23 protein-coding genes are annotated in these 22,867 nt (G+C 43.8%); 6 read left to right on the top strand and 17 right to left on the bottom strand.

The annotated features are described in order from the left end of the window. Positions 1 to 71: 71 nt before the first annotated feature. The 3 genes from QT990_RS15080 to QT990_RS15070 all read right to left on the bottom strand — a co-directional run bounded on the left by QT990_RS15080 (position 72) and on the right by QT990_RS15070 (position 1,822). Positions 72 to 485, bottom strand: coding sequence for a type II toxin-antitoxin system VapC family toxin (locus tag QT990_RS15080; protein WP_333145369.1), 414 nt, complete (start codon positions 483 to 485; stop codon positions 72 to 74). Continuing rightward, complete coding sequence (locus QT990_RS15075) at positions 482 to 1,048, bottom strand: hypothetical protein (protein WP_333145371.1); 567 nt, start codon at positions 1,046 to 1,048, stop codon at positions 482 to 484. The genes QT990_RS15080 and QT990_RS15075 overlap by 4 nt, the downstream gene beginning before the upstream one ends. Before the next feature lie 168 nt (positions 1,049 to 1,216). Beyond that, positions 1,217 to 1,822, bottom strand: a complete 606-nt coding sequence (locus QT990_RS15070) for a hypothetical protein (RefSeq protein WP_333145372.1) — start codon at positions 1,820 to 1,822, stop codon at positions 1,217 to 1,219. 83 nt (positions 1,823 to 1,905) lie between these two features. Between QT990_RS15070 and QT990_RS15065 the strand changes: the two genes are divergently transcribed. Next, complete coding sequence (locus QT990_RS15065) at positions 1,906 to 2,799, top strand: hypothetical protein (RefSeq protein WP_333465413.1); 894 nt, start codon at positions 1,906 to 1,908, stop codon at positions 2,797 to 2,799. Between the two features lie 138 nt (positions 2,800 to 2,937). Here QT990_RS15065 and QT990_RS15060 read toward each other — a convergent pair whose 3' ends face one another. The 3 genes from QT990_RS15060 to QT990_RS15050 all read right to left on the bottom strand — a co-directional run bounded on the left by QT990_RS15060 (position 2,938) and on the right by QT990_RS15050 (position 4,386). After that, positions 2,938 to 3,276, bottom strand: a complete 339-nt coding sequence (locus QT990_RS15060; RefSeq protein WP_333465412.1) for a XisI protein — start codon at positions 3,274 to 3,276, stop codon at positions 2,938 to 2,940. Continuing rightward, positions 3,264 to 3,680, bottom strand: a complete 417-nt coding sequence (locus QT990_RS15055) for a XisH family protein (RefSeq protein ID WP_333465411.1) — start codon at positions 3,678 to 3,680, stop codon at positions 3,264 to 3,266. Before QT990_RS15055 ends, QT990_RS15060 begins: the two co-directional genes overlap by 13 nt. 223 nt (positions 3,681 to 3,903) lie before the next feature. Continuing rightward, positions 3,904 to 4,386, bottom strand: coding sequence for a hypothetical protein (locus QT990_RS15050; RefSeq protein ID WP_333465410.1), 483 nt, complete (start codon positions 4,384 to 4,386; stop codon positions 3,904 to 3,906). Positions 4,387 to 4,581: 195 nt separating this feature from the next. Here QT990_RS15050 and QT990_RS15045 point away from each other — a divergent pair, with 195 nt between their 5' ends. Continuing rightward, positions 4,582 to 4,767, top strand: a complete 186-nt coding sequence (locus QT990_RS15045; RefSeq protein WP_333108588.1) for a ribbon-helix-helix domain-containing protein — start codon at positions 4,582 to 4,584, stop codon at positions 4,765 to 4,767. 314 nt (positions 4,768 to 5,081) lie between these two features. Here QT990_RS15045 and QT990_RS15040 read toward each other — a convergent pair whose 3' ends face one another. Next, positions 5,082 to 7,046 (bottom strand): HAMP domain-containing sensor histidine kinase, encoded by a 1,965-nt coding sequence (locus QT990_RS15040; protein WP_333465409.1) that lies wholly within the window; start codon positions 7,044 to 7,046, stop codon positions 5,082 to 5,084. 320 nt (positions 7,047 to 7,366) lie between these two features. On the opposite strand from QT990_RS15040, the gene QT990_RS15035 reads away from it, so the two are divergent. After that, positions 7,367 to 7,573, top strand: a complete 207-nt coding sequence (locus QT990_RS15035) for a hypothetical protein (protein WP_333465408.1) — start codon at positions 7,367 to 7,369, stop codon at positions 7,571 to 7,573. A gap of 197 nt (positions 7,574 to 7,770) precedes the next feature. On the opposite strand, the gene QT990_RS15030 is transcribed toward QT990_RS15035, so the two are convergent. From QT990_RS15030 to metK, 3 genes are all read right to left on the bottom strand, one after another. Continuing rightward, positions 7,771 to 9,687: a HEAT repeat domain-containing protein gene (locus QT990_RS15030; RefSeq protein ID WP_333465407.1), complete on the bottom strand. Its 1,917-nt coding sequence runs from the start codon at positions 9,685 to 9,687 to the stop codon at positions 7,771 to 7,773. Between the two features lie 567 nt (positions 9,688 to 10,254). After that, positions 10,255 to 11,427, bottom strand: coding sequence for a family 10 glycosylhydrolase (locus QT990_RS15025; protein WP_333465406.1), 1,173 nt, complete (start codon positions 11,425 to 11,427; stop codon positions 10,255 to 10,257). 329 nt (positions 11,428 to 11,756) lie between these two features. Next, positions 11,757 to 13,019 carry a methionine adenosyltransferase gene (gene metK, locus QT990_RS15020; protein ID WP_333108577.1) on the bottom strand — a complete coding sequence of 421 codons (1,263 nt, stop codon included), beginning with the start codon at positions 13,017 to 13,019 and terminating at the stop codon, positions 11,757 to 11,759. Between the two features lie 302 nt (positions 13,020 to 13,321). Between metK and QT990_RS15015 the strand changes: the two genes are divergently transcribed. Further along, complete coding sequence (locus QT990_RS15015; protein ID WP_333145384.1) at positions 13,322 to 15,049, top strand: AAA-like domain-containing protein; 1,728 nt, start codon at positions 13,322 to 13,324, stop codon at positions 15,047 to 15,049. Between the two features lie 92 nt (positions 15,050 to 15,141). Here the strand turns inward: QT990_RS15015 and QT990_RS15010 are convergent, their stop codons facing one another. Together QT990_RS15010 and QT990_RS15005 are read right to left on the bottom strand one after the other, a co-directional pair. Continuing rightward, positions 15,142 to 15,489, bottom strand: coding sequence for a rhodanese-like domain-containing protein (locus QT990_RS15010; RefSeq protein ID WP_333145386.1), 348 nt, complete (start codon positions 15,487 to 15,489; stop codon positions 15,142 to 15,144). Positions 15,490 to 15,694: 205 nt separating this feature from the next. Then, positions 15,695 to 16,324, bottom strand: coding sequence for a hypothetical protein (locus QT990_RS15005; RefSeq protein WP_333145387.1), 630 nt, complete (start codon positions 16,322 to 16,324; stop codon positions 15,695 to 15,697). Between the two features lie 193 nt (positions 16,325 to 16,517). Here QT990_RS15005 and rpsD point away from each other — a divergent pair, with 193 nt between their 5' ends. Further along, positions 16,518 to 17,126, top strand: a complete 609-nt coding sequence (rpsD, locus tag QT990_RS15000; protein WP_193975783.1) for a 30S ribosomal protein S4 — start codon at positions 16,518 to 16,520, stop codon at positions 17,124 to 17,126. 272 nt (positions 17,127 to 17,398) lie between these two features. Here the strand turns inward: rpsD and QT990_RS14995 are convergent, their stop codons facing one another. The 5 genes from QT990_RS14995 to QT990_RS14975 form a co-directional block, all read right to left on the bottom strand. Continuing rightward, positions 17,399 to 17,623 (bottom strand): hypothetical protein, encoded by a 225-nt coding sequence (locus tag QT990_RS14995; protein ID WP_333145388.1) that lies wholly within the window; start codon positions 17,621 to 17,623, stop codon positions 17,399 to 17,401. Positions 17,624 to 17,657: 34 nt separating this feature from the next. Continuing rightward, positions 17,658 to 18,701 carry a CBS domain-containing protein gene (locus tag QT990_RS14990; protein ID WP_333145390.1) on the bottom strand — a complete coding sequence of 348 codons (1,044 nt, stop codon included), beginning with the start codon at positions 18,699 to 18,701 and terminating at the stop codon, positions 17,658 to 17,660. Positions 18,702 to 18,723: 22 nt separating this feature from the next. Continuing rightward, the gene (locus QT990_RS14985) at positions 18,724 to 19,653 is read right to left on the bottom strand and encodes a CBS domain-containing protein (RefSeq protein WP_333145391.1); all 930 of its coding nucleotides are present in this window, start codon (positions 19,651 to 19,653) and stop codon (positions 18,724 to 18,726) included. Positions 19,654 to 19,666: 13 nt separating this feature from the next. Next, positions 19,667 to 21,118 carry a P-loop NTPase fold protein gene (locus QT990_RS14980; RefSeq protein ID WP_333145392.1) on the bottom strand — a complete coding sequence of 484 codons (1,452 nt, stop codon included), beginning with the start codon at positions 21,116 to 21,118 and terminating at the stop codon, positions 19,667 to 19,669. A gap of 120 nt (positions 21,119 to 21,238) precedes the next feature. After that, positions 21,239 to 21,826: an adenylate kinase gene (locus QT990_RS14975; protein ID WP_333145393.1), complete on the bottom strand. Its 588-nt coding sequence runs from the start codon at positions 21,824 to 21,826 to the stop codon at positions 21,239 to 21,241. 257 nt (positions 21,827 to 22,083) lie between these two features. On the opposite strand from QT990_RS14975, the gene QT990_RS14970 reads away from it, so the two are divergent. After that, the gene (locus tag QT990_RS14970; RefSeq protein WP_333308243.1) at positions 22,084 to 22,506 is read left to right on the top strand and encodes a DNA-binding response regulator; all 423 of its coding nucleotides are present in this window, start codon (positions 22,084 to 22,086) and stop codon (positions 22,504 to 22,506) included. Positions 22,507 to 22,867 lie beyond the last annotated feature (361 nt).

The following is a 22,867-nucleotide window of genomic DNA, read 5'->3' as shown; positions in this document are numbered from 1 at the left end:
TTTTAGCTGGCATTTTTGTAGAGATTGACTAAACTCCTTTTTTATTATACCCTATTTAAAGGTACAACAGCTTACCAGTTTTCTATTTGTAAGTCGAGAAAATCGGCAAAGTCTGAAACATTGTTTGTTACGAGTATCAATTCGTTTACTTTAGCGATCGCCGCAATTTGACCGTCTGCAAATGATGGAGTTTTTCCAATACTGGAGAGACGCGCTCTTTCTGTCGCGTGCCAGATGGCAGCATTAGTATCATAAGGCAGCAGAGGAATTTGAACTCGAACTGTCTCATAGAGATAACTTTCTAGAATTCGACGTTTCCTTGATTCAGGAAGTCGCTTACACCCAAATAAAAGTTCGTGAAATACAACTGTTGCCGTCGCAACTTCTTCTTTGTATCGCTCTAACATTTTAACCACATTTGCATTCGGAATTGGTCTAGTTGGTTCCGAAAGTACGTTAGTATCTAATAAAAATTGCAAACTCACAAAATAACCTCGCGCCCTGGTGATGAATCTCTGAGTCCCTCAAAAACTTCTGCCTCAATTCCTGCTTCTTCTAGATTGTTTTCTTGACGAAACTTTAGGATGGCTTCCCAAAAATTTTTAGGTTTCTCAATCTGGCGTTCTTTCTCAATCTTAGCAATAATTTCAGTTAACTCAGCAGATACTTTAGTCAATTCTTTAGCTTTTTCCAGCAAGCTATTGACTAACGGTGATGGCAATAACTCCAGCGGTTCATCAAAGTCATCAGAAGTTGTAATTATTCCTCGATCGCTCCCAAACAGCAGGGAACGGTCCTGTATTTTATGAGATTGCACTGATAATTGTCTATTAATTGCACGCTCACTTTCTAGGAATTCTCCAATTTTTCGCCATTCCTCTCTGTCTTCATCTGACAAACCTGCCAAAAACTCTTTCATCTTTGCCAGCTTCTCCTCGGAGTTTAGCGAAACTTCCCCGACTTCAAGCAGAACTTCTGAACCGTCAGGAATGTTCGTATTTTCTGAAATTTCGATAAAATTACCCCGTTTTATCCCTTTGATTTGCATGGTTATATGTCCCTCTTAACGAACTTTTACCTATTGTAGCATTAGGAGCTTCATTGAAATAGACAGGGCTTATGCACTCCGACTAAAGAAACCGGGTTTTTTACCGAATCTGCGGACTGCAACGAAATATTTTCGTAAAAAAACCCGGTTTCTGACCTCCCGACGGACTCAATACGGAGTCGCGGCAATTGTCATCGTCTTTTTCTGCACATCAAACTGCATTTCATCCACGACAAATTGCCGTTTATTTTTCCCATCTCCAACCATAACTGACCTGATACTGTCCAACTTGTCAAGAGAAAGAACAGACTCTAGCTTCACATCCGCTTGACCTTTATTCGGATCTAGCAAGCGAAAAGCGTTTATAGGAATACCCCGCCAAATCTCTGGACGACCTTTCGCTGGAGTGCCATCGCCCCGCACAACTGGCCCCCCATTACTACTACGATAAACCACCGCACTTTTGGAAAACACGATTTTATCAATTTGACTCAAAGGGATCGATCGCTTTTCTTGTCCTAGCTGTATCAATACTTTTTGCGTTTTCTCATCAATCTGCACAACTTGACCGTCTCTTTTTCCGCCCCCTTTCATCACAATTTCCGCTTGCGTCGGCAACGCTAGGGGTATCGACCCGCTAGCGTTAGCCCGTGCTTGTACGGATGGCAAATTCTGTTTCTGGACTTCCTGAGTGGCCGCATTAACTTGTGCTGCCATACCCGCCGTTACTGTAAAAAGTGCTACAATTAGAAAAGAAAGTGTTTTGCGTTTCATCGTCCCCTAAACCCCCTTCAAGGATAAGCGTTACCCGTGCTACTGTCCTAAAGTTGTACTCCACATCCTTTGAAGGTGATTCCGTGACTGCTTCTCCCCAACCTACTCCCGAATCGAATATTTTAGGCAACTTTGCCAGTGTTGTTGGCTTACTCAGTGCCGCTTTGTTTTTCAGCGGCTGGATTTATCGCTGGTCTTATTTTTCCTGCTTTCAGCTAAATGTAATTACCCTCGATTTACCAGTAGAATCGTTTTTCCTAGTACCGCTTCAGGTGTTTTTAGGTGATGGCTGGACAATTGTCAAAAGTGCGATCGCCCTTCTGCTGACAGCCCTCGCCATTTACCTCAGTTTGTGGCTGGTTAATAGTATAAACAAGACAGTTGCTGCTAAAATTAATGTCACAATTACACGGTGGCTTTCCTATCCTTACGGCAGAAGATTCAGGTGGCTTTACCGCATCCTGAACTCTTGGCAACAATTTAATGTCAATAGATATAACTCAATCAAATTATTGCGATCGCTCGTTGACGAAATTATCATCGTCGGTTGGGTATTGCTAGTGTTGTTTTGGTCAGCATACCACCAAGGTATTGCCGATGCCCGACGCGACGCGGGCGAAACTTCGACTTTACCTGTAGTTACTTTAGTCGCCAAGGAAGATAATATTGCTTTAGGCAGAAAGCTCAATAATGTCTTTGATGACAAACTTACTCTAGAAAAGTATAAATTCATTGGCGATAAAGGTTTATTTGACGACTGGCTAGGCAAGGCAGACACGGATACTTCTAACCCCAAAAAACCTAGAGTTTGGCGGTTGCTTTTGGAGAGAGGGAACTGGATTTATCTGTTTCCGGCTTTAACAAAAGAACAGCAAACAAACCCTAAAGCTCGCCCGCCAGTGATTGCCATTCAACAAAGTCAATCCGGCGATCAATTGTTAATTGTAAGTCCCCAACCTTCTCAACCTTCTAAATAAAGTCGGGGCTGGTTGATTCGATGCCAAAATAGTCTCGATGCTAATCGTTAGACAGTTAAATTAACTTATAGCGTGCGTCAGACATTGATTATTTCGATTTCAACAGGTTTTTATAGTCGGGGGAACCTTACGCTTTTCCTAAGCAACTCCATAGCCAGTATATGGACGCTTGTAAGGTGGATGCAACCCTAAAATAATATCCTCTTTGGGTACTCCCATCTCGACTAATTCTTGCCCAAGATCGGCTTCTGTCATATTGCGTTGAATCCAGATTTTACCATCCTTGATATCTAAGTGAATGAAACAGTTATAAATCCGCTTGTATCCCTCCCAACCAACGTCTAAAACTTGGTAATGATCTTGTTCTGTATCGAACACAAGCTGACATTCAACATCCAATTCTGAATTTTGATCTGGTGTGGCATGAGTGGTTAGCAACTGGCGGATAAATTGGCGGTACTGGTCTATTCTTTCCATTTGATGATTACCTCCTGAATCGGTTCGTAGACGATTAACTTCACTTGATACTGTCGGACAGCTTCCTGAGTGAATCGTTCTTGAAAAAAGGATTCAAATATATCGAGAGGAATTGCCAGATATAGAGTTCTGTCTGGTTCTGTCATTTGCAATCCTAAGCGGTAGTTCAAAAACTGTCCTAACGCTGAATGAAAGTCTGTCACCGCTGATGGATTCAAAAAACTTTTGATTTCAACAGCAATCTTTTGTCCAGCCTTTTCAGCGGCAAAGACTTTCTCTGCTGCTAAATCGACCTCAAACTTCACCTGATCTATCTTGAGGATCAGCGGATCTGCCGTAATTACCCACTTCTCCTTCAAGAGAGCTTGTTTAACAGCATCATGGAATCGGTCTTTGGCAGCCATCGCTTTTTTACAGTATCTAGGTACTATGATAGCAGCGAGCATTCTTCAATATCCCGCTTAAATATTCTCTTCACTCTTCAGTCCCACTCTGCTGGGACGAGAGTTTGTGTAGTTTGACTTCTTACTCGCATTCCAGGGGCGCTTCGCCACATACGAGTAAGAGGTCAAAAGCGATTTCAATTGCTGAGGGACTACAATTGTCACCGTCATTTGTGTTTATTTGTTAGGTGCGATCGCACACAACTTCAAACACACCCCCTGGAATAAACCGACACAAAGCCCTCCGCCGATCGTCCGCATCTTGGCGATTGACAAAACGCGCAATTGTATAGTGCTCAGCATTCGGTAAAATTCGGACGATCGCCCAAGAAGTGCGATCGCCCTGGTTTGACTTTTCAGGTGTTTTCCCTCGCGAATTTGAGTTGAGTTCGATCGCGGGGCGATCGGCGATCGTCGGAGAATTTGCTTTTCTGAGAGTGTTGAGGTAGCGGGCGATCGTACTTCCTTTGAGATTCGCCCCGACGCGCAGAATCAGAAACACCGCAAAGCTTTCGATCTCTGGCCCAGTCATGCGCGCGCGATCGGCCTCAAAATCCTCATCAGAGTAGCTGCGGATACCCGACAGCAGTTGCGTGATGCCAAAGTCATCTAAAGCTTGTTGATAGCCGCGAGTATATTCGCTGCCGTCGCTTCCAGGCTGTACCATAGAAATTGTCTCCTTGCTTATTTAGGGGCCATCAGCCAGCGAAGAACTTTCCTAGGGCTCGCGCTGGCTTTTGACTTGTTCAGCTTATAGCATGAATATAGCATACATATATGCTTTAAATGAGCCATATTCGACAGGATGGTCTAGATACAGCACAATGACGATCGGCTTAAACTAAAAAATAATGAATCTTTTATGACCAAACGCTTAGCGACCTATTTAGCCGATGGAATCTATGACATCCTTGAAGAGTGGGCAAGTCAAGAACGCCGTTCAGTCAGCAGCTTATCAGCATTCATTTTGGAGCAAGCAGCCAGAGAACGCCAAAAGGAAATGAAACAACAGCCCCAGCCATCGGATGACAAGCAGGAGAAGAGTTGAGTGGACGCATCAAAGCCCAAGAAACCGGGTTTTTTGCAGTTTTTGCCGGCTGTAACGAAGTATTTGGCAAAAAAACCCGGTTTCTGACCATCCGTGCGTCCAGAACTATATGAAATTTATCGGCATAGACTTAGGTTGGAGTTCAGCAGCAAGCGGTTTGTGCTGTTTAAATTGGCACAATAACCAGTTAGAATTTATAGAGTCCGATCGCCCCCACTGACAAGACTAAAGCATTTCGACATACAGCCAGAGGTTTGAAACATACATTTTCGCCCCTCTGCCTACCCCCTACATCTCTCGCCCCAAAAATTACATCACCCGTTTCCTGCTGGTATACGGACAGTGAAAATAGACCCTTTCCCCTCTTGGCTTTCTACCAAAATTTCCCCACCCATTATCTGACAGTAGTAGCGGCTAAGTGTCAGCCCTAACCCGGCGCCGTCGTAAGGTCGCGCTGCTGAAGAGTCAGCTTGCACAAAAGCTTCAAACAATTTGTGCTGTTGTTCTTCCGACATTCCAATTCCGGTATCTTTAACCGATAAACAAATCCAATCGGTGTCTTGAACATTCAGCAGGGGACAAGCAATTGCCCCAGAAGAAATTTCATCGGCAGCCATTGAATCGTCAATCGCCTCACGCCCTGCTGCATTCAATTTTCCACTTCCTGCAATGCGCTTCACAGTCACTTTCACCCTACCGTTTTTGGTGAACTTCGCAGCATTACTAAGCAGATGTATCAAAACCTGTCGCACTTTTTTGAAATCTGCGTGCATTATGCCCACAGTTCGATCGCACTCAATCTCCAAAACATTGCCATTTTTCTCTACCAACGGTTTCGCGGCACTCGCAACATTGTCAATCAGGGATTCGATGTCAAACTCCTGGATTTCGAGTTTCATACCCCCCGCTTCAAATTTTGACAAATCAAGGATATCGTTAATCAAAGATAGCAGATGCGCGCCTGCTTTTTCAATCTTCTGCAAATCGGGTACAAACTCATCAAATCCCGCATCTTGGGCATCTTCTGAAAGTAGTTGACTGTAGCCGATAATCGCATTTAAAGGCGTCCGCAATTCGTGGCTCATAGTTGCTAAAAACTGGCTTTTAGCAGTGTTAGCGGCGACGGCGACTTCCTTAGCTTGTTCTAATTCTTTTGTATGTCCCGAAACCCGCTCGATTAGGTGATTGAGAGAGGCAGCCAGAGAGCCAATTTCGCCTTGTCCGGTGACGGGTGCTCGCAAGTCAAAATTAGACTCAGCGGCTACTTGTTGGGCCACCTGAGTGACGCTGATAACAGGTTGGGCGATCGCCCGACTCGTCCGGTAAGCCACCATTCCCGCCACCACTACCGACAGCAGCATACTAATAATAATTATGGCTTTTTCCATGCCTTGGGCGTCTTCCATCACTTCACCACCTTGGCCCTCTTGCTGCTGGGCAATATCCAGGATTTTGTTCAATTCCTCAAGGCTGCTGTTGAGCTGTTTTACACCTTCTCCGCTTTCGATTGCGAGCAATTTTCTGGCCGACTCTATCTCCCCAGGCGACAGTTGCGATTGCTGGATTTCCTGCAAAGTTGACTTGAGACTATCGGCGTATGCTTCTAAATTTTTCGTGCAATTTTGCACTAAAAACTTGAGAACTTCCGGCTTTGCTGCCAGCCAAGCGGGTTGGCTGTCGGCAAAGTTTTCTATACGCAACCGCAGATTTTTTGCCTGAACAATACTCTTAAGCAACTGCGCTTCTTGCTGTTTTAGCTTGACCGGATTATCTACAAAAGAATCTAGCTGTGAACCCTGCAATTGGGCCGTCAGGGTTGCCTCTTTAAAATTGCCGATCAATTGCGCTTGTAGGTGAGCATCATTGAATTGCTTTAATCCTTGTCCTTGGTAGTAATCGGCAATCACCAGTCCGCTCAGCGAACCCAAAAATCCGATTCCTATTGCCAGCAAATACCCGTAGCCAATTTTTTGATGGATAGGCAAACCGCCAATTTTAGATGGCAAACTTTCGCGGACTTTTAAGGATAATTTTTCTACAAAACTAGGGTTATATTTTTGGTGATTCACGGTTGCTCCAGAAGCCACTTCTTCGGAGATACAAACTGGCATCTGTTTACCTGAATTTGTAGATTTTGGGTTAACTTTTCGCGTTCCCACGTTTTTTTTCGGCTGGTTAAATGGTTCTAATTCTCGATTCAATTCCCCCTGTTCTTCCCAAACGGCAACCGAGAAACTTGCTTCGTGTCCTGTTTTTTTTAGCAAGTTAATTTTTGACATATGCAACCCCTGTATTCTGTTAAAATCTATCACTATCTTAAGTTCTCCAAACGGAAAAGCTTGTCTATTTGACGGTAGACATCTGCGAAAAAGCATCTGAAACTCTGGTCGAGTCAGAGGAGAAACTTAAATTCGGTTGATGTCTAAGAGATAATTAGGCTGTTGAGGACTGTTGCCAAATTACTTTTTCGACTCGTAAAAGTCTGCAGCAGGCAAAAGAAATAAAAATTTATCCCCGCAGTGAATTATCCCCGCGTGGAATGTTACAGGCAGAAAATTCTCTCTGACCTGTTTTGCCTGTGAGTAGCCCAAAGCTGATATTGTCTGTTGACAATGCACCCGATTCCTTCGCTTTGGACTTTGGCTACCAGCAATGCGACGATTGCTTGACGGTTTTTGTTGAGCATCCGACAACTTATTATCACAGAATGTCACAAATGCAGCAGCCGATCGAACTTTTGCACCCTGGCGATCGACTTTTGGCATCGTTGCCCCGCAAAGACAAGTCTGAGGTGAAGTGTCGTTAATTGAGTATAACTGTAGGGCTTGCGAAAAGAAACCCGGTTTCCGCGAGTCAATCGATTTTAGATTTTAGATTTTAGATTTTAGATTTTAGATTTTAGAATTGACCCCACGGATAAATACGTTCGGCAAGTTTTATCGGATACAGGTTTTTTATTTCTGGACGGATGAATCACGTGGCGGGTATCCTGGATGCTTTATGTCAATTTTTGGCAATTGCGAGTTCTGCAGTTACGGTAGTCAATTCGATCGCCAGTCCTAGCTTACCGTCTCTACCCAAAGCTTCATCGGCCAAGTGTACCATCCAGCGATTCGGCTTGGCTTGGGGTCTGGCAGCGAGCACCAACGCCCAAGCTTCCCGTTCTTTGCCACGACCCAACAGCGCAGCACAAACAGTCAAAGCTGTGGCCGTTGAACGGCTGATCCCACTTTGGCAGCAGATGAGCAAACTGCCTCCCTGCGACGATATTTTAAGGGCGAAATCAATAATTTTCAGTATATCCTCAAGGGTAGGCAAAATTTGATCGGGGTCGTCAACGGGGGTGTCGAGGTCGTTAAACTCCAGGCACATTCGGTTCGGGATTTGATGAAAATTTTTGGGTTCGGGCACACCCGGACTGCCGATCGAGATCAGGTATTTAATCTCGCGCCCCGCAGCGCGATCGACAATGTATTCACTGGCTTCTACTTGCGAAGCAATCAGGATTTTCGGCAGTTTTTCACCCGATAAATCTGGGGAAACAGAGGGATCAAAATCAACTGTTTCTGCCTCAATCCTGACATCCGCCAAGTATTGGGCAGCCAGCGCACGAACGTCAGCAAATTCGCGATTTAAAGCTGTTTCCAGAGCCAAAATAGCAGCCGTTGAGCCAATTTGACCGAGGGATTTAACAGCCTTTTGGCGCACTCCAGAAGCTTCGTCCCCCAGCAGCCGTACCAAACCTGCCACAGCTTCCTCTGTCCCAATTTCCCCCAAAGCAGCAGCAACTCTCCACCGCACATAAGATTCGCTGTCGCCAATTGCGCTCGCCAGTCCCGCGACCACCATTTTTGGCAATTTCGCATCTCCCTCTGTATTGATGTTCCCAAGGGCAACCGCCGCCCTGCCGCGCACGAAAATATCTCGATCCGAGAGCGACCCGATTATGGCCACCATAGCCACCTCGCTGCTGATTTCTCCCAAGGCAGAAACTGCACTGCCGCGCACGTCTGAGTCGTCATGGTTGAGGGCTTGCACCAACCCCGCCACAGCCGTTTCCGTGCCAATTTGTCCCAAGGCCTCGGCGGCCCTCAAAGAAACTGCATAGGAGTCGGGATCATCGTGAAGCAATTCCACTAAGCCGGGTACTGCCTCAGAATCGCCGATTTTCCCCAAAGCCGCCGCCGCCCTAGCGCGGACGATGTGATTTTCGTCTCTGAGGGCATTCAGCAGCCCGGGAACTACCTCAGAGACGCCGATTTTCCCGCAGTTGACGGCTGCCCGCCAGCGCACCTCGGAGTCTTGGTGTTTGAGGGCTTTCAGCAGCGCGGGGACGGCTATTTTCGGGTTAATTTTGCCCAAGGCCCAAACAGCCCAGGCGCGCACCCTGGAATCTGGGTGTTTGACGGCTTTGAGCAGTGCTACGGCGGCTGGTTTAGAGTCAATTTCTCCTAAAGCCCAAGCCGCCCAAGCTTGGATTTGGGAATCTTTGGATTCGAGCGATCGGGCTAATTCAATTACTGCTGCTTCGGAGCCGATTTTGGCGATCGCCCGAATCCCCTCCAGGCGCACTGCACTTTCTTTGTGGTTCAATGCGGCCACCAACATCGGAATTGCCATATCGGAACTTGTGAGGGCCAGCAGTTGAATTTTGAGCAGCGGCGAAGTGGGGATTTTGTCGATTAATTTTATGGTGGCTATTTGAAATTCTGGCTTTACCGTTCCTGCTAGCTTTGAGCCGAGTTTTAAATTTACTTTTAGAGCTAATTTTACTGCCCGCAAAGCCAGACTTTGCTGTTCTACTTGCGGCAATATAGTTGCCAAGGTGTGCATCCCTTGTTTTTGTTTCAAATATTTTTGATGGAATTGAGCATCGCTGAGTTCGGGTAGCTGTTGGATGAGGCTTGCTGCTGATGTCACTGATTTATCCTAATATTGTGGCGAGCGGTTGAGATTGCTCTTTTAAACTGTCTTTAAAAAATATGCCGTCTACAAAACGCTACTTCTAAAAAAAAGCTTGCACCCACTTCTAAAATATGTCTTATTCCACTATTTTTGCAACTCCCCAATTATTAATTATCGGGTTTGTTTGGGCGCGAGGCTTGACAATTAGTAGCGCTTGCTGCTTGGCATCGCTGTGCTATTAACGGGCATAGCTCTGCTATATCATTTTATACTCACATCTTGAACCATTGTCAGCAACAGGCAAGATGCCTGTTCCACAAAGAGTGAATTTTCTTGTGGAACAGGCATCTTGCCTGTTCATAAAAGCTTACTGAGAATGGTGCCACATCCTAAGTTTATACCAACTTGGCTGGAAATAGCGATCGGCGCGGTTGACAATCAAGCATCCAGGATACAAGCCCCCGGATTCATCCGTGGGGTCAATACTTCAATTCTAAAATCTAAAATCTAAAATCTAAAATCTAAAATCTAAAATCGGTTGAACCCAGCCAACCGCCAACTGCTTGATTCCGGGACAATCTCTCAACGAGCATAGGGCCCTTTTTTCAAAACCTTAGCCAAAGCGTTATCGTTATCTCGCAAACCTTCGTAAAAAAACATCACTTCTCCTTGAATGCCACAAGACCGATTGTAAGCAATTACTTGCAACAACAGTTCAGGAGTTATGCTATATTTGCTGCCTCGATTCGTCAACAAAATACCGGGTGACACGCACTTTACTTGCTGCCCGCTAAGCTGTCCACCCATCATTTTATCGACCAATTGTTTGTAAGCATTAAAATCGCGGCGATAAAACTGGGGGTGAAGCATATCCACCAAATTTTTGTCAACCCAAGCTTTAGAATCTTGCAAATATTCCACCAGTCCCCAGTCATAAGGACTCGGCGACATCGATAGCAATAAATCAGGATTAATAGCTTTCACTTCTCGGTGCAAACGAGCCACAAACTCAGTAATAATATTAGCACGCCACTGCACCCAATGTTGCTCTTTACAATCCGACGGTGCTCCTATACCGCACTCTTCTCGATAGCGTTTAACCGTTTTTTCGTCGTAACCGCCTTCTACCGGAAACGCAATGCGATCGTCTCCTTGAACGCCGTTTACTGGATAATTCTTAGCAACTTCCAGCATCAACCCCAGCACAAAGTCTTGGACTTCCGGGTCAAGAGAATTCATCCAGTCAAAGTTATTTTTCTTAAGTAAATTGCCGCTGGCATCACGGGCCGTCCACTCAGGTTTTTTCGCCAGCAAATGACCGCCGTTGAGATTGTAAGAACTCACAAAGCCGTATTCAAACCAAGGAATCACTTTTAAACCAACTCTCTTTGCCTCAACACATATTTCTGCTAAGGGGTCGCGACCTTGATAGCGCGAGTCAATTTCCACCCCAAAGTTTTCTCGCATAATTTGAGAAGGATAAGCGGTAAAACCCCCGTTCCAAACTACAGGAAAAACTGTATTAAATCCTGTATGGGCGAGAAAGTCCATTGCCTCAGCAATTCGCTGTTTTGAAGTGAGAACTTTGCAGTCAGTGCTGGGTATCCAAACGCCGCGAATCCCACCAGGATTGTCAGCCGCTAACGAACTTGGCAGCCCTGATGGATTTGGTGCAAAAAATCCAGTCGCCAACCGCTGTTGGAACGAAGAGACCAAACTGCGAATTGCAGATTGGAAAGGTGTGAAAAATCGCATTTATTTATTCTTTTTTTGTTGTAAGCTGTGGAGCATTTAAATCAGTAACGAGGCTAGTAGGGTGCGTCAGCTAGAACCCTTACGCTGAAACGGAAAACCTTAGATGCTGACGCACCTTACGCAAGTCCTTTAAATGCCGAACAGCTTAAGGTGCGGAGTACGCACGCTACGTTATTAATTTGTAGCACCCGATATTATTTATGGATAAGGTGCGCCGAAGAACACCCGATATTATTTATGAATAAGGTGCGGAGTACGCACCCTATATTGATTGGTAGCACTCGATATTATTTATGGATAAGGGGCGCCGTACACGCCCCAAAATTGTACTATCCAGCTACTCCCGACAACTTCTGGCTCAAAGCTTCTTTCAAAAGTTCCGCCTTATCAGTTGCCTCCCAAGGCAAGTCTAAATCAGTGCGTCCGAAGTGACCGTAAGCCGCCACATCTTGATAGAAACGGCCGCCTCTTTCAGCCGGCAAATTCTGCAAGTTAAATGCCTGAATGATGCCCGCAGGACGCAGTTCAAAATGCTGCTTCACAACTTCTAAAAGGCGATCGTCATCAACTTTTCCAGTGCCAAAAGTTTCGATCATCATGCTAACAGGGCGCGCAACCCCGATCGCATAACTCAACTGCACTTCGCACTTTTGGGCCAAACCAGCCGCTACGATATTTTTAGCAACGTAGCGACAAGCATAAGCCGCGCTGCGGTCTACCTTGGTGGGGTCTTTCCCAGAAAAAGCGCCGCCGCCGTGGCGGGAATAGCCGCCGTAGGTATCCACAATAATTTTGCGGCCCGTCAAACCCGAATCTCCTTGAGGCCCGCCGACGACAAATTTGCCGGTGGGGTTGACAAGGAAGCGAGTTTCTGCATCCGGCTGCACGCTAATATCGGCAAACACAGGTTGGACGACTGCAGTCCAAAGGTCTTCTTTGATCTTGGCTTGAACTGCGGCCGTTTCTGTGATGTCGCCGATCGTTTCGGTGTGCTGGGTAGAAATTAAAATCGTATCTATGCCAACAGGTTTGCCGTCCTCGTAAATCACCGTAACTTGGCTTTTGCCGTCGGGACGCAGGTAAGATAACTGACCGGTTTTGCGGACTGCGGCCAGTTGACGGCAAATCCGGTGCGCTAAACTGATCGGCAGAGGCATCAATTCCGGCGTTTCGTTGCAAGCAAAGCCGAACATCAAGCCTTGGTCGCCAGCGCCGATGGCGTCTAATTCCTCTTCACTCGATTGTTCCCGGCTTTCGTGGGCTGTGTTCACCCCTTGAGCAATATCGGGAGACTGAGAATCAAGAGCCACCAACACTGAGCAACTATTGGCCGAAAAGCCGTTGTCAGCGTGGATGTAGCCAATATCGGCTATTTTTTTCCGGGCTAATTCTATGTAATTTACCTGAGCTTTAGTGGTAATTTCGCCCGTCAGCAGCATTAAGCCGGTGTTGACGACAACTTCGGCTGCGACGCGGCTTTTGGGGTCTTCAGTCAGTAAGGCGTCTAAAATCGTATCTGAAATTTGATCGCAGATTTTATCGGGATGGCCTTCAGTGACCGATTCAGAGGTAAACAGGTAGCGGCGTGACAATGATTATTTCTCCTTAGATAGGGGCTCTTCCTGCGCGACCCCGACGACCGATGAGTTATTTTTCCGATAAAGGCCAAGAACGATCGCGTCTGGGCTACCGTCGAATTTTTGTCGATCTGCAGAGCCGTGTTGAAGCAGGGTTTGAGATTGGGTAAAGTGACACTACTATAGCAAAGTGAGTTCCGGGAAGTCCCTAAAAACTTAGATTTTGTAGGATTGTAGATCGATCTCGGACACCGCTCCTCTACCCCGTAACCTGACAAAGGTAAGATACAGTCAGGGTATCGCCTTGTGCAAGAACTATGGCAGGACTCCAAAAATCACCAAACTTGATGATCCAAACAGTTGCCGACCTAGAATTTCCCGGCGGCCCCATACCGCTTGACTCTCGATTTTATATTGAGCGCTCAGGGGCCGAAGCCCTCGCCTGTGCAGAAATTAGCAAACCCGGAGGCCTTGTTCGCATTAAAGCTCCCAAAAAAATGGGCAAAAGTTCGCTGATGCTGCGGATAATTCACGCGGCAGTCGATCGTGGATACCGCACAGTAACTGTAGACTTTAAGCAAGCCGACGCAGCGGTTTTTGCTAGTTTAGATAAATTTTTGCGCTGGTTTTGTGTCAATGTCGCTCGGCAACTCAAACTCGAACCAAATATTGATGAATTCTGGGATGAAGATATGGGCAGCAAAGTAAGCTGCACTATTTACTTTGACAACTATTTGCTCAAACAAATTGACAGTCCCATTGTCTTGGTTATCAACGAAATAAATCGCGTATTTGAACGCACCAACATTGCTCAAGATTTTCTTTCGATGCTCCGTTTTTGGTACGAACAAGCTCGCGCTAGCAAAACTTGGCAAAAACTCCGCACCGTTGTCATTCATTCGAGAGAAAATTATATTGCTTTGAATGTTAATCAATCTCCATTTAATGTAGGAATGCCGATTAAACTATCAGAATTTACTGCTGAACAAGTTCAAGATTTGGCGTGCAGACACGGACTGAACTGGAGCAATAGCGATCCGATAGAGCAATTAATGAACATGGTAGGCGGGCATCCTTATCTAGTACATTTAGCGCTGTATCACCTGGCAATTTTGCAACAAAATCGCCAGTCGGGCGATCGGGATGAGCCTGGGGAGGAACTGGGGCGAGCCGAGTTGGCAGAACTGTTAACAGCAGCTCCTACTCACAGCGGAATTTATAGCGACTACTTGCAAAATCAGTCGATCGCCATTCAACAGCAGCCCGAACTCGCCTCCGCATTCCAACAAGTTGTCGATGCTAAAAATAGCATTTACCTCGAACCTTTGATGGCTTATCAGTTAGACAGCATGGGACTTGTCAAATTAGAGGGAAATAACTGTAGTTTGTCTTGCGAATTATATCGCCTGTATTTTCAAGGGCAAAATTTGTGCGAGGAGAAGTTGTCGGTGGTTGGTTTTGAGGAGTTGCTGCAGGAAAATCAAAGGCTGCAAACTTTGGTGAATGTGGACGAACTTACTCAAATTGGTAACAGACGGCATTTTGATAGTTGCTTGCGAGCGGAATGGAAACAGATGGCTCGTGAGGGGTGTCCGATATCTTTGATTTTGTGCGACCTGGATTATTTCAAAATATATAACGATACCTACGGACATCAAGCAGGAGATGAGTGTTTGCGAGCGGTAGCTCAGACAATTCGCCGATCGCTCCAGCGTCCTGCTGATGTAGCTGCTCGCTACGGGGGCGAGGAATTTGCTGTGATTTTACCGGAAACTGATGCGTCGGCTGCTCTGGTTGTTGCCGAACAAATTAGAGCGAAAGTGAAAGCTTTGAATATTGTTTTTAACCCGGAGACTGTTGACGGTCTACCTAATTCTGTGGTAACGATTAGTTTGGGAATTGCCAGCGTTGTTCCGGGGCCGGAAAATGATGCGACAACGCTGCTACTGGCGGCTGATGAGGCTCTTTATGACTCGAAAAGGCACGGGCGCGATCGGCTCACTATGAGTACGCTTTTAAATTTTCGATTTGCTGCTGTTAATTAGCTAATTCCGGGGAAATATAATTCGTTTCTACACATACAAAGTCCGCCCGCGCGGACTCTGAAAAAAATGATAGTTAAGAACTGGATTTGATGTTAATAGCGGGGGACGGTTCGATCGACCACCATTGAGTAAGCATCGATACCACCAACGATATTTTTAACGTTAGTAAATCCTTGAGTGGCTAACCAGTGGCACATTTGAGCCGATCGCACTCCGTGATGGCACAGAACGAGGGTTTCTGTGTCGCGATCGAGTCTAGCGTCAATTTCACCAGACCATTCGGCAAACTCGCTCAACGGAAAAGCTACAAATCCCGGCAGCGCCGCGAGTTCAATTTCGTAAGGTTCCCGCACATCTACAAGCTGCAATTTCTCAGCATTGGTTTCTGCTAATTGGCGAGCTAATTCTTCGACTGTAATTTGAGCAAAAATTTCTGACATTTGATTAAAAAAAAGTAGTCATTAGTCATATCATGTCCGGTCGAGCGACCGCGATTTTTGTAGGGGCGGGTTCACCAACAATACCTGCCAATAATGGACAATCTCAAAAACCCGCCCCGACCAGGATATTATTGTTAATCGATCGGACATCAGTCATCAGTCAACAGTCATCAGTCAACAGTCAACAGTCAACTGTTAACAGTAATTAATTGAGAGGCGCAGGCGGTGAAATTAGCTCCACAGGAGGGGTAGGTGCAGGGCGCCCGTCCAACTGGCTCACGCTGCCCCTCGGATCGAGACAAGTTGCGATTAAGCTGTCAGTGGGAAAGTCGAGCCTGCCGCTCAAACCGACTACGCATTCAGCAAACTCTTGTGGCAATAAACTGCGGCGGCATCCATCGAGCACTAGCAGGGGATCTGCCGGTTGAGTTCGAGTTTTGCCGTTAATATTCACTACGCAAGTAGCCAATTCTTGGGGACGCCTCACCCGCCGACAGCTAGAGAGCGCTTCGACACCCGAAATATTGGTTTTGCGGTTGATTTGGAGGGCACATTTAGATATGTCACGGGGGTGGAGGGCGTCAGCACAAGCGGCGGCGGCGGCCTCTGCCCCCACTCCGGCTTCGATTAGTTCCAGGGCGCAGACGCGATAGGGATTCCTAGAGCGAGGGATTCTAATAGTAATGGCTGATGCTGGTGAGATTGGCAGTGCTGCTGCCAACAAACCTAGTGCTGCTAGCTGCGTGCCGAGAGCCAATATCCAGCGCGCGGTAGGCTTTGAGCCTGTCGGTGCTGGCTTTGGGGAAGAAGTGCGGGAAAAATTGCGGTTGTGCATGGCAGATCGAGTAGTGAGTTTTTTTGGCTGATTGGGGCGATCGATCGGCTTTTCCTTCAGAATTTACCGCACATTATGGATCGCGCTGCGGTCGATCGTTTTTTTATCGATCTTTATTTTAATTTTGACCGTTACCAACATATAATATAGAGTCTGCATAAATATTGCATACAGATATTAGAGAGGAAAATAAATGTCTCGATATCGAGGCCCCCGATTGAGAATCGTCCGTCGCCTGAAAGAGTTGCCGGGTCTAACCCGCAAAACCCCCAGACGAGATTATCCGCCTGGACAGCACGGTCAAAACCGCAAAAAGCTCTCTGAGTATGCGGTTCGCTTGCAAGAAAAGCAAAAACTCCGTTTCAATTACGGTGTGACGGAACGCCAACTGCTCCGTTACGTCCGCAAAGCCCGCCGTGTCACGGGCTCCACAGGTCAAGTGTTACTGCAATTTTTGGAAATGCGCTTGGACAATACTGTGTTTCGGATGGGAATGGCTCCAACCATTCCGTCCGCTAGACAATTGGTAAATCACGGTCACATAACTGTCAATGACCGTGAAGTCAATATCGCCAGCTATCAGTGCAAGCCTGGTGATGTGGTTGCTGTGAAAAATAGAGAGCGCTCGCGCACAATGGTAGAAGCTAATCTCAAAGACCCAGGCTTGGCTCACTTGCCAAATCACTTGGAATTTGATAAGCAAAAACTAATTGGCAAAGTTAACGGCGTTATCGAACGCGAGTGGATAGCTCTACAGATTAACGAACTGCTAGTCGTGGAATACTACTCACGGCAAGCTTAAGTTATTAGTCATCAGTCGTTGGTCATTAGTCATCAGTTGGTTGCTAGCAGAATAATTAATAATTGGGTAGGAACCCAGTTATTGATTAATTGCTACTGAATAATGAGGACTAAGGACTGAGGACTAAGAATTAAAAATTTTCAACACTCCCACCCCCTAAAAAGGGATGGGATTTTTTGAAGGTTTCGCTTGTTAAGTTCTTTGAGTTGCCATTTGCTCAGACGACACCTGGCTGATGGCATTAAATGATGTCCCCACCTCAAATTATTTCCTTAAAATGTTTCTTCTCCGGTTGGTTCTTGGTGGACAAGACCTCGCTTTTGAAGGCGATAATTCGCTACAACCGGGTAAACAACACCGCGTATCCGATTGATCGCACCTACTGGACGATGAACTGCTAAGCCGTTCCAAGGAGAATATCTAAGGTTTTCGTTGAAATCAGATTGTTTTTCATAATCAATAATCTGATGCTTGACGGTGAGACGACCTACAATCATTTTTGGAGTTGGTTTGCGTCAATTCGTTTGCGGTTTATTGGGGATTTTCAGGAGTTGGCGAGCCTGGATTTATAAACATTAGGAAGCCTCGAAAAATATCAGTATAGCTGATTATTCCATCGAAGGTAAATTTACCACTATCAGAGTCTTTTGTGCAAACTACAAGAGCAGTAGGTCTATCCTTAGAATTATCTGGAACAAATGTTTCAATCACTTCAGAGGTACGATCTCCAGGACTTACGCTGTTTCTCTCATTCACCGGAAGCATAATATATTTTAACGGCAATTTTGAGTATTGAGTCAAAGTTATATCGTGTAAAAAAGTATTAACAATTACATCATCAACTATTCCTGTCACAAATCTACCATCTGCTGTTGTGATAGGAATATGAGTAAAGGAATTTTCCTTCAAAATTCTTCGGGCACGCAACAAATTGTCATCCTCAGTTAATACAGTAAGATCCTCTCTTTTCTTAAATAGGCTATTTTGACCTATAGTTGCCCTTAAGAACTGTGTATGACTTGTTGGATCGTTGATTTTACGCAATACATCGGTGTAGGATATTGTTCCTACGATAAGCTTATTATCTCCATATACACATAGAGTCCGATATCGTCGAGTAAAATTTTCTCCTTCGGGTTTTACAGGATTCATTAAATCCTTAAAAACATCTTTAACTTTACTATTTTTGAGAGAAAGAGTCTTGACAGGTATCGTCATAAGTTTTGCAAAATCCTCAATTTCATTAAGACATTTTGCACTAATTTCTTGATTGAATTTTCGCAGTTGTAATTTTTGTTGAGGTGTCAGAGGGAATTCTGGCGGATATAGTTCGTTGGGAGGAGTTAAAATTTTCACTAGGTCTGTCTTGCTAATGACAGTTTTTAACTCCCCTTTTGGTTCATCACTTTTAGGATCAATAGGCTCAATAATTGGGACGTGCCTGATTTTAAATTCATCCATCATAGCGTCTAAATAGTCCACTGTGTCAGTTGGCTGTAACCACCATAAGGGTCTATTCTGTTGGAGTGCAGGGAACTCCTGATCGATACGTGCTTCCATATTATTAATAGACATGATTAAAATCCTCCTTTATTGTTTAATTTTGACGGTAAACTTGTACGCGGAATTGTAAAATATCAATAGGTGTTACTACCATTTTTGGGTAAATATTGCCTAGCAATTGTTCAACAATAACTACTTCCTTAAATTCCAAATTTAAGTAAGCATTAATACACTCTTGCAAGGTTTTACTTTTCTCAACCAAACATAATTTAGTTACAGGTTTCATTATTTCCGATAAAGATATACCCATTAAACTAAAATACATGGGATGAGTCAGTGTTGTCACCTGCTTTTTATCAACCATTCCTAGCAAATTGCCATCGCGATCGCAGATAGTTATATGCTCTATCGGCAAATATTTCATCGCAAATCGGGCTTGAGCTAGGGTATCTGATGGTAGTAGAGTATATGGTTGTTCCATACCACTCGCTTCCGGTAACGCTAAAAAGCGTTCGGCTTTCAATTGACAAAATTTTTGATTAGATTTAATGTGACTTAAGATGCTTTCGGGAGAAGCTACGCCATAAACTGTTTCGTCCTCATTGATAATAGGTAAAACTCTGATTGCTGAAGTTGATTTATAGGATTCCACTAATTTATCGATCGCATAAATGAGCCTCTGATTTTTAGAAGTATAAGGCTGGATTTTTTCTAGTTTAAATACCTCTTTTATCTGCTTTTTTAAACTATTAACCACTTCCTCATTTAACTGTTTGCGAAGTTTAGGGGGTTTAATTCTAAACTTAACAGGTACATCTAAAGCTGGCGGTGGTAATGATCGTAAAATTGATAAGTCAGTTAGGATACCCGCAAATTTTTTATCCTCATCTACAATAACAATTTCACTCGCATTTTGCAGAGTAACTAAAGCTAATGCTTCTGCTACTGTATCTGTATCTTTTAAGATACAAAAATCATTGGTTATGACCTTCGTATCTTCTATACTTCCATCGCTATTTTCCATGATTTTTCAACGATTACATATAAGTTACAGATTGAGATAATTTTTGAATCGCTTTCCAGTCATCACTATTTGTGATTTTACCATCATTATAGTAGGTAACTATAAAGTCTATTAAATTTCGATTTTCTAAGAATTGTGCAAATATTGGATGTTTGTTCGTAGACTTGATTAAATTATCTATGCCAATATCTATGCTATCATCTGTTCCACATTCCTTTTGCCAAGCACTGTATATTTGATCCATAAGTTGATGATTGTTAGCTAAACGATCGTAAAAATCAGGAAAATTTAACTGAAGTAAAATTATTTTGCAAAATTTATACTTGTCATCAGTATTCCAGTCTATTTTTTTATTTTCAAGTATGCTTCGATGATCGTCGGTTAATCGGGGTTGTGCGAGCTTATCAGCAATCGTCGAGTTGTGTTTTTTTACAATCTCTTGAATCATATAAAAAGCCGTAATAAATTGTTGCATTTTACGGATATTTGAATTAGTCGCTTTAGAAATCATCCCCCATATTTTTTCATCATTACTATACTGAGCAGTTAAAGAACCTTGAAGCAGTCTATCTTTAACTTCATCTCGATTTTTATCAGATAGAAAAAAGTTAAGATTGATTATTTTTTCTATATATTCCCTACCAGTAATACCAAGCTCTTTAGGGTATCTTTGTCCCACCGCTTGCTCAATAATTCTTTTATCAAGTCCAATGACAAAGATACAGTTAGACTGATCTAAATGCAATTTCAAGCATTCTAGGACAGATAAAGCATTTTCTGGTAAGCAACGATCCAAATCATCAATAAATATCATCAATCTACCATCGTTACCCACATAACTTTGCACTGCATTTTTAAAGACATTTTCAAAGTTGTTGATAAATTGATAAGGATTAATGAGGTGAGGTTTTCCATCGGGATTAGCCCACATTTCTAATTCTTTAGCTATGTCTTGTGTATTAACAAGACCTGCTGTTTGAACATTAATATATCCTCTGGCTAAAATGCCAGCTAATTTTAAAGCGCAAACTGAATAGGTTAAAGCCGCTTTTGTAATATTCTTGCGCTCTTCTACATTAATACTTGTGTCTTCACATATTTGACTGAGAATAGTCTGGATTATGGCATTTTTAATGTCCTGTTTATCGTCATATTTCCAAGCATTAAACCAAACCGTTTTATATTTTTGGGCAGAACGAGTTCCTAATTGTTCAAAGTCACTTCTCATTCGTGCCATGAGGCTGGTTTTGCCGCTCCCCCAAGAACCAAAAATACCAATGGTAAAAGCACTTTCTTTATGATATTGATTTTGCATCAAAATACGATGTCGTTCTTGTTCCGAAAGTGGTTGTGTAGCCTCGATCGCCATATTACACAGTAATTCTGCGTAAATATCATAATTAAGCTCACTGCTACTTCCTGGGCCACCACGAATGATATTTCTATCAACTTGATTAAAAGACATAACTTGTGTACTCCTTGATTTATCAATTAAAGGACTTACCCAGTACGAAAAACATGGGTTTGAGATGGCGACGCACAGCGAACAATGACAGAATTACGCTAGGTATGCGTAAGTCTTGAATTAGGACTTAGTGGGCTTTTTTACTTCTGACAAAACTTCTTTAATTGCTGATGTAACTGCCTCTTTAGACATAAACCCGTTGATGGTTTCTAGCAACAACCACTCACTATATAAGTTGATTAAAGGTGCAGTTTCTTCCTGAAAAATTTGGATGCGTCGCCGAATAACTTCTGGAGTATCATCTGTACGATTTTCCTTAATGGCCCTCTTTCTCAGTCGCTGAACTAAAACTGAGTCTGGTACATCAAAATTGATAACACAATCACAACTTGGCCGATCTAAATCCCTTAATAATTTGTCTAAAGCTCCTACTTGAGCGACGTTCCGAGGAAATCCGTCTAATATCCAACCTGGTGTTGCTTCTTTTTTAGTTAATTGTTCTTTTACAATATCTAGCACAATGCTATCAGGGACTAATGATCCTTTATCTATATAAGATTGTGCTTTTTGGCCTATCTCAGTTTTGTTTTTTCGCTCCTCGCGCAGTAGTTCGCCGGTTGAAATGTGATGAATCCCGAAGTTCTTGGCTACGATCGCAGCTTGAGTGCCTTTGCCTGCGCCATTCGGGCCTAAAAATATAATTCGCATACTTTTTATGATTCAACTGTTGGATAAGCTAGGATTGTTTTGTTGATAACGAACTTAAAGCTAACAAAGACTACCAAATTACCCTATCATTACATTAGCATTTTCCCAAAGCACTAGAAACGGTCACAAAAAAATATGACCAGAAGCATGAAAGACCAATGTAATATCTACCTTAAAACAAAAAATAATCATCCGCAACTATGGAACATTATCAATTTATGCTACCATTACGTTAGCAATTTCCACCAAGACTAAAAATGGTTACACGAAAACCTACTAGAAAGGATCTATTTGCCGAAGCTGCCCAAACTTGGGACTTGAATCGCATCTATGAACTATTTACCGAAGCTAAACGCCGCATTTTCCCCAACGCCCGCCAAGGGCTCACTGATACAGAAAAATTATATTTGCGTGGTCTTTTGTGCAATTTCAGCCCTAGTGATATTGCGCGTCAATTGTCGAAAAGTGCTAGGGGGGCTGAGGTTTATATGTGCAAAACTCTCTATCAATATTTTAAGGGTATTCCTGAAACTCCTAGTGATGATGTTGGTAATTGGCGCAATGTTCATCAATGGTTGGATAAAGCTGGTTATAAAGTAGATTTATCGGGTGATTCTACTGTCGGTAGGTCTTTACCAAAAGACGCTAAAATACATATAACTGATATTAATTTTTTTTAATGACAATAATAATGCAACAATTTCTATAGATATCAATATTAAGTTATCGTTTCCTTCAGATGTGACAAATCAAGGTGAGGATAAAATAGCAAATGATTAAAGATAAATTTAGGAAAACAACGTGAAACAGGCTACATTTAAAGGGTTTGGGGAACGCCAAAAATGAGAATGATACCAAATCCGGTCTTGTTACCCCCTGTATGATTCGGCGGTTGAAACCGCTACTACAAAAACGAAGTCCGCCTCCGCAGACTAAGAAATAAACGGGGTTTTTAACTCGGATTTGATATGAAACAGCCTTGGAGTAAAAAAGGGGATTTGGTATAACTAATCCGACTTTTCCCCAGACACCAAAATTCCG

The organism is Microcoleus sp. T3_B1, assembly GCF_036700445.1.
In the GTDB taxonomy this organism is placed as follows: domain Bacteria; phylum Cyanobacteriota; class Cyanobacteriia; order Cyanobacteriales; family Microcoleaceae; genus Microcoleus.
This window is presented reverse-complemented; position numbering and strand designations above follow the sequence as displayed.

What these genes read in the sequence shown, in the direction of transcription:
- QT990_RS15025 (WP_333465406.1), bottom strand. Translation starts at nt 11,427, where the DNA reads ATGCGATTTTTCACACCTTTCCAATCTGCAATTCGCAGTTTGGTCTCT.
- QT990_RS14995 (WP_333145388.1), bottom strand. Translation starts at nt 17,623, where the DNA reads ATGATTGTAGGTCGTCTCACCGTCAAGCATCAGATTATTGATTATGAA.
- QT990_RS15045 (WP_333108588.1), top strand. Translation starts at nt 4,582, where the DNA reads ATGACCAAACGCTTAGCGACCTATTTAGCCGATGGAATCTATGACATC.
- QT990_RS15050 (WP_333465410.1), bottom strand. Translation starts at nt 4,386, where the DNA reads ATGGTACAGCCTGGAAGCGACGGCAGCGAATATACTCGCGGCTATCAA.
- QT990_RS14985 (WP_333145391.1), bottom strand. Translation starts at nt 19,653, where the DNA reads ATGGAAAATAGCGATGGAAGTATAGAAGATACGAAGGTCATAACCAAT.
- rpsD (WP_193975783.1), top strand. Translation starts at nt 16,518, where the DNA reads ATGTCTCGATATCGAGGCCCCCGATTGAGAATCGTCCGTCGCCTGAAA.
- QT990_RS14970 (WP_333308243.1), top strand. Translation starts at nt 22,084, where the DNA reads ATGGTTACACGAAAACCTACTAGAAAGGATCTATTTGCCGAAGCTGCC.
- QT990_RS14980 (WP_333145392.1), bottom strand. Translation starts at nt 21,118, where the DNA reads ATGTCTTTTAATCAAGTTGATAGAAATATCATTCGTGGTGGCCCAGGA.
- QT990_RS15070 (WP_333145372.1), bottom strand. Translation starts at nt 1,822, where the DNA reads ATGAAACGCAAAACACTTTCTTTTCTAATTGTAGCACTTTTTACAGTA.
- QT990_RS14990 (WP_333145390.1), bottom strand. Translation starts at nt 18,701, where the DNA reads ATGTCTATTAATAATATGGAAGCACGTATCGATCAGGAGTTCCCTGCA.
- QT990_RS15010 (WP_333145386.1), bottom strand. Translation starts at nt 15,489, where the DNA reads ATGTCAGAAATTTTTGCTCAAATTACAGTCGAAGAATTAGCTCGCCAA.
- QT990_RS15005 (WP_333145387.1), bottom strand. Translation starts at nt 16,324, where the DNA reads ATGCACAACCGCAATTTTTCCCGCACTTCTTCCCCAAAGCCAGCACCG.
- QT990_RS15040 (WP_333465409.1), bottom strand. Translation starts at nt 7,046, where the DNA reads ATGTCAAAAATTAACTTGCTAAAAAAAACAGGACACGAAGCAAGTTTC.
- QT990_RS15055 (WP_333465411.1), bottom strand. Translation starts at nt 3,680, where the DNA reads ATGGCTGCCAAAGACCGATTCCATGATGCTGTTAAACAAGCTCTCTTG.
- QT990_RS15015 (WP_333145384.1), top strand. Translation starts at nt 13,322, where the DNA reads ATGGCAGGACTCCAAAAATCACCAAACTTGATGATCCAAACAGTTGCC.
- QT990_RS15060 (WP_333465412.1), bottom strand. Translation starts at nt 3,276, where the DNA reads ATGGAAAGAATAGACCAGTACCGCCAATTTATCCGCCAGTTGCTAACC.
- QT990_RS14975 (WP_333145393.1), bottom strand. Translation starts at nt 21,826, where the DNA reads ATGCGAATTATATTTTTAGGCCCGAATGGCGCAGGCAAAGGCACTCAA.
- QT990_RS15075 (WP_333145371.1), bottom strand. Translation starts at nt 1,048, where the DNA reads ATGCAAATCAAAGGGATAAAACGGGGTAATTTTATCGAAATTTCAGAA.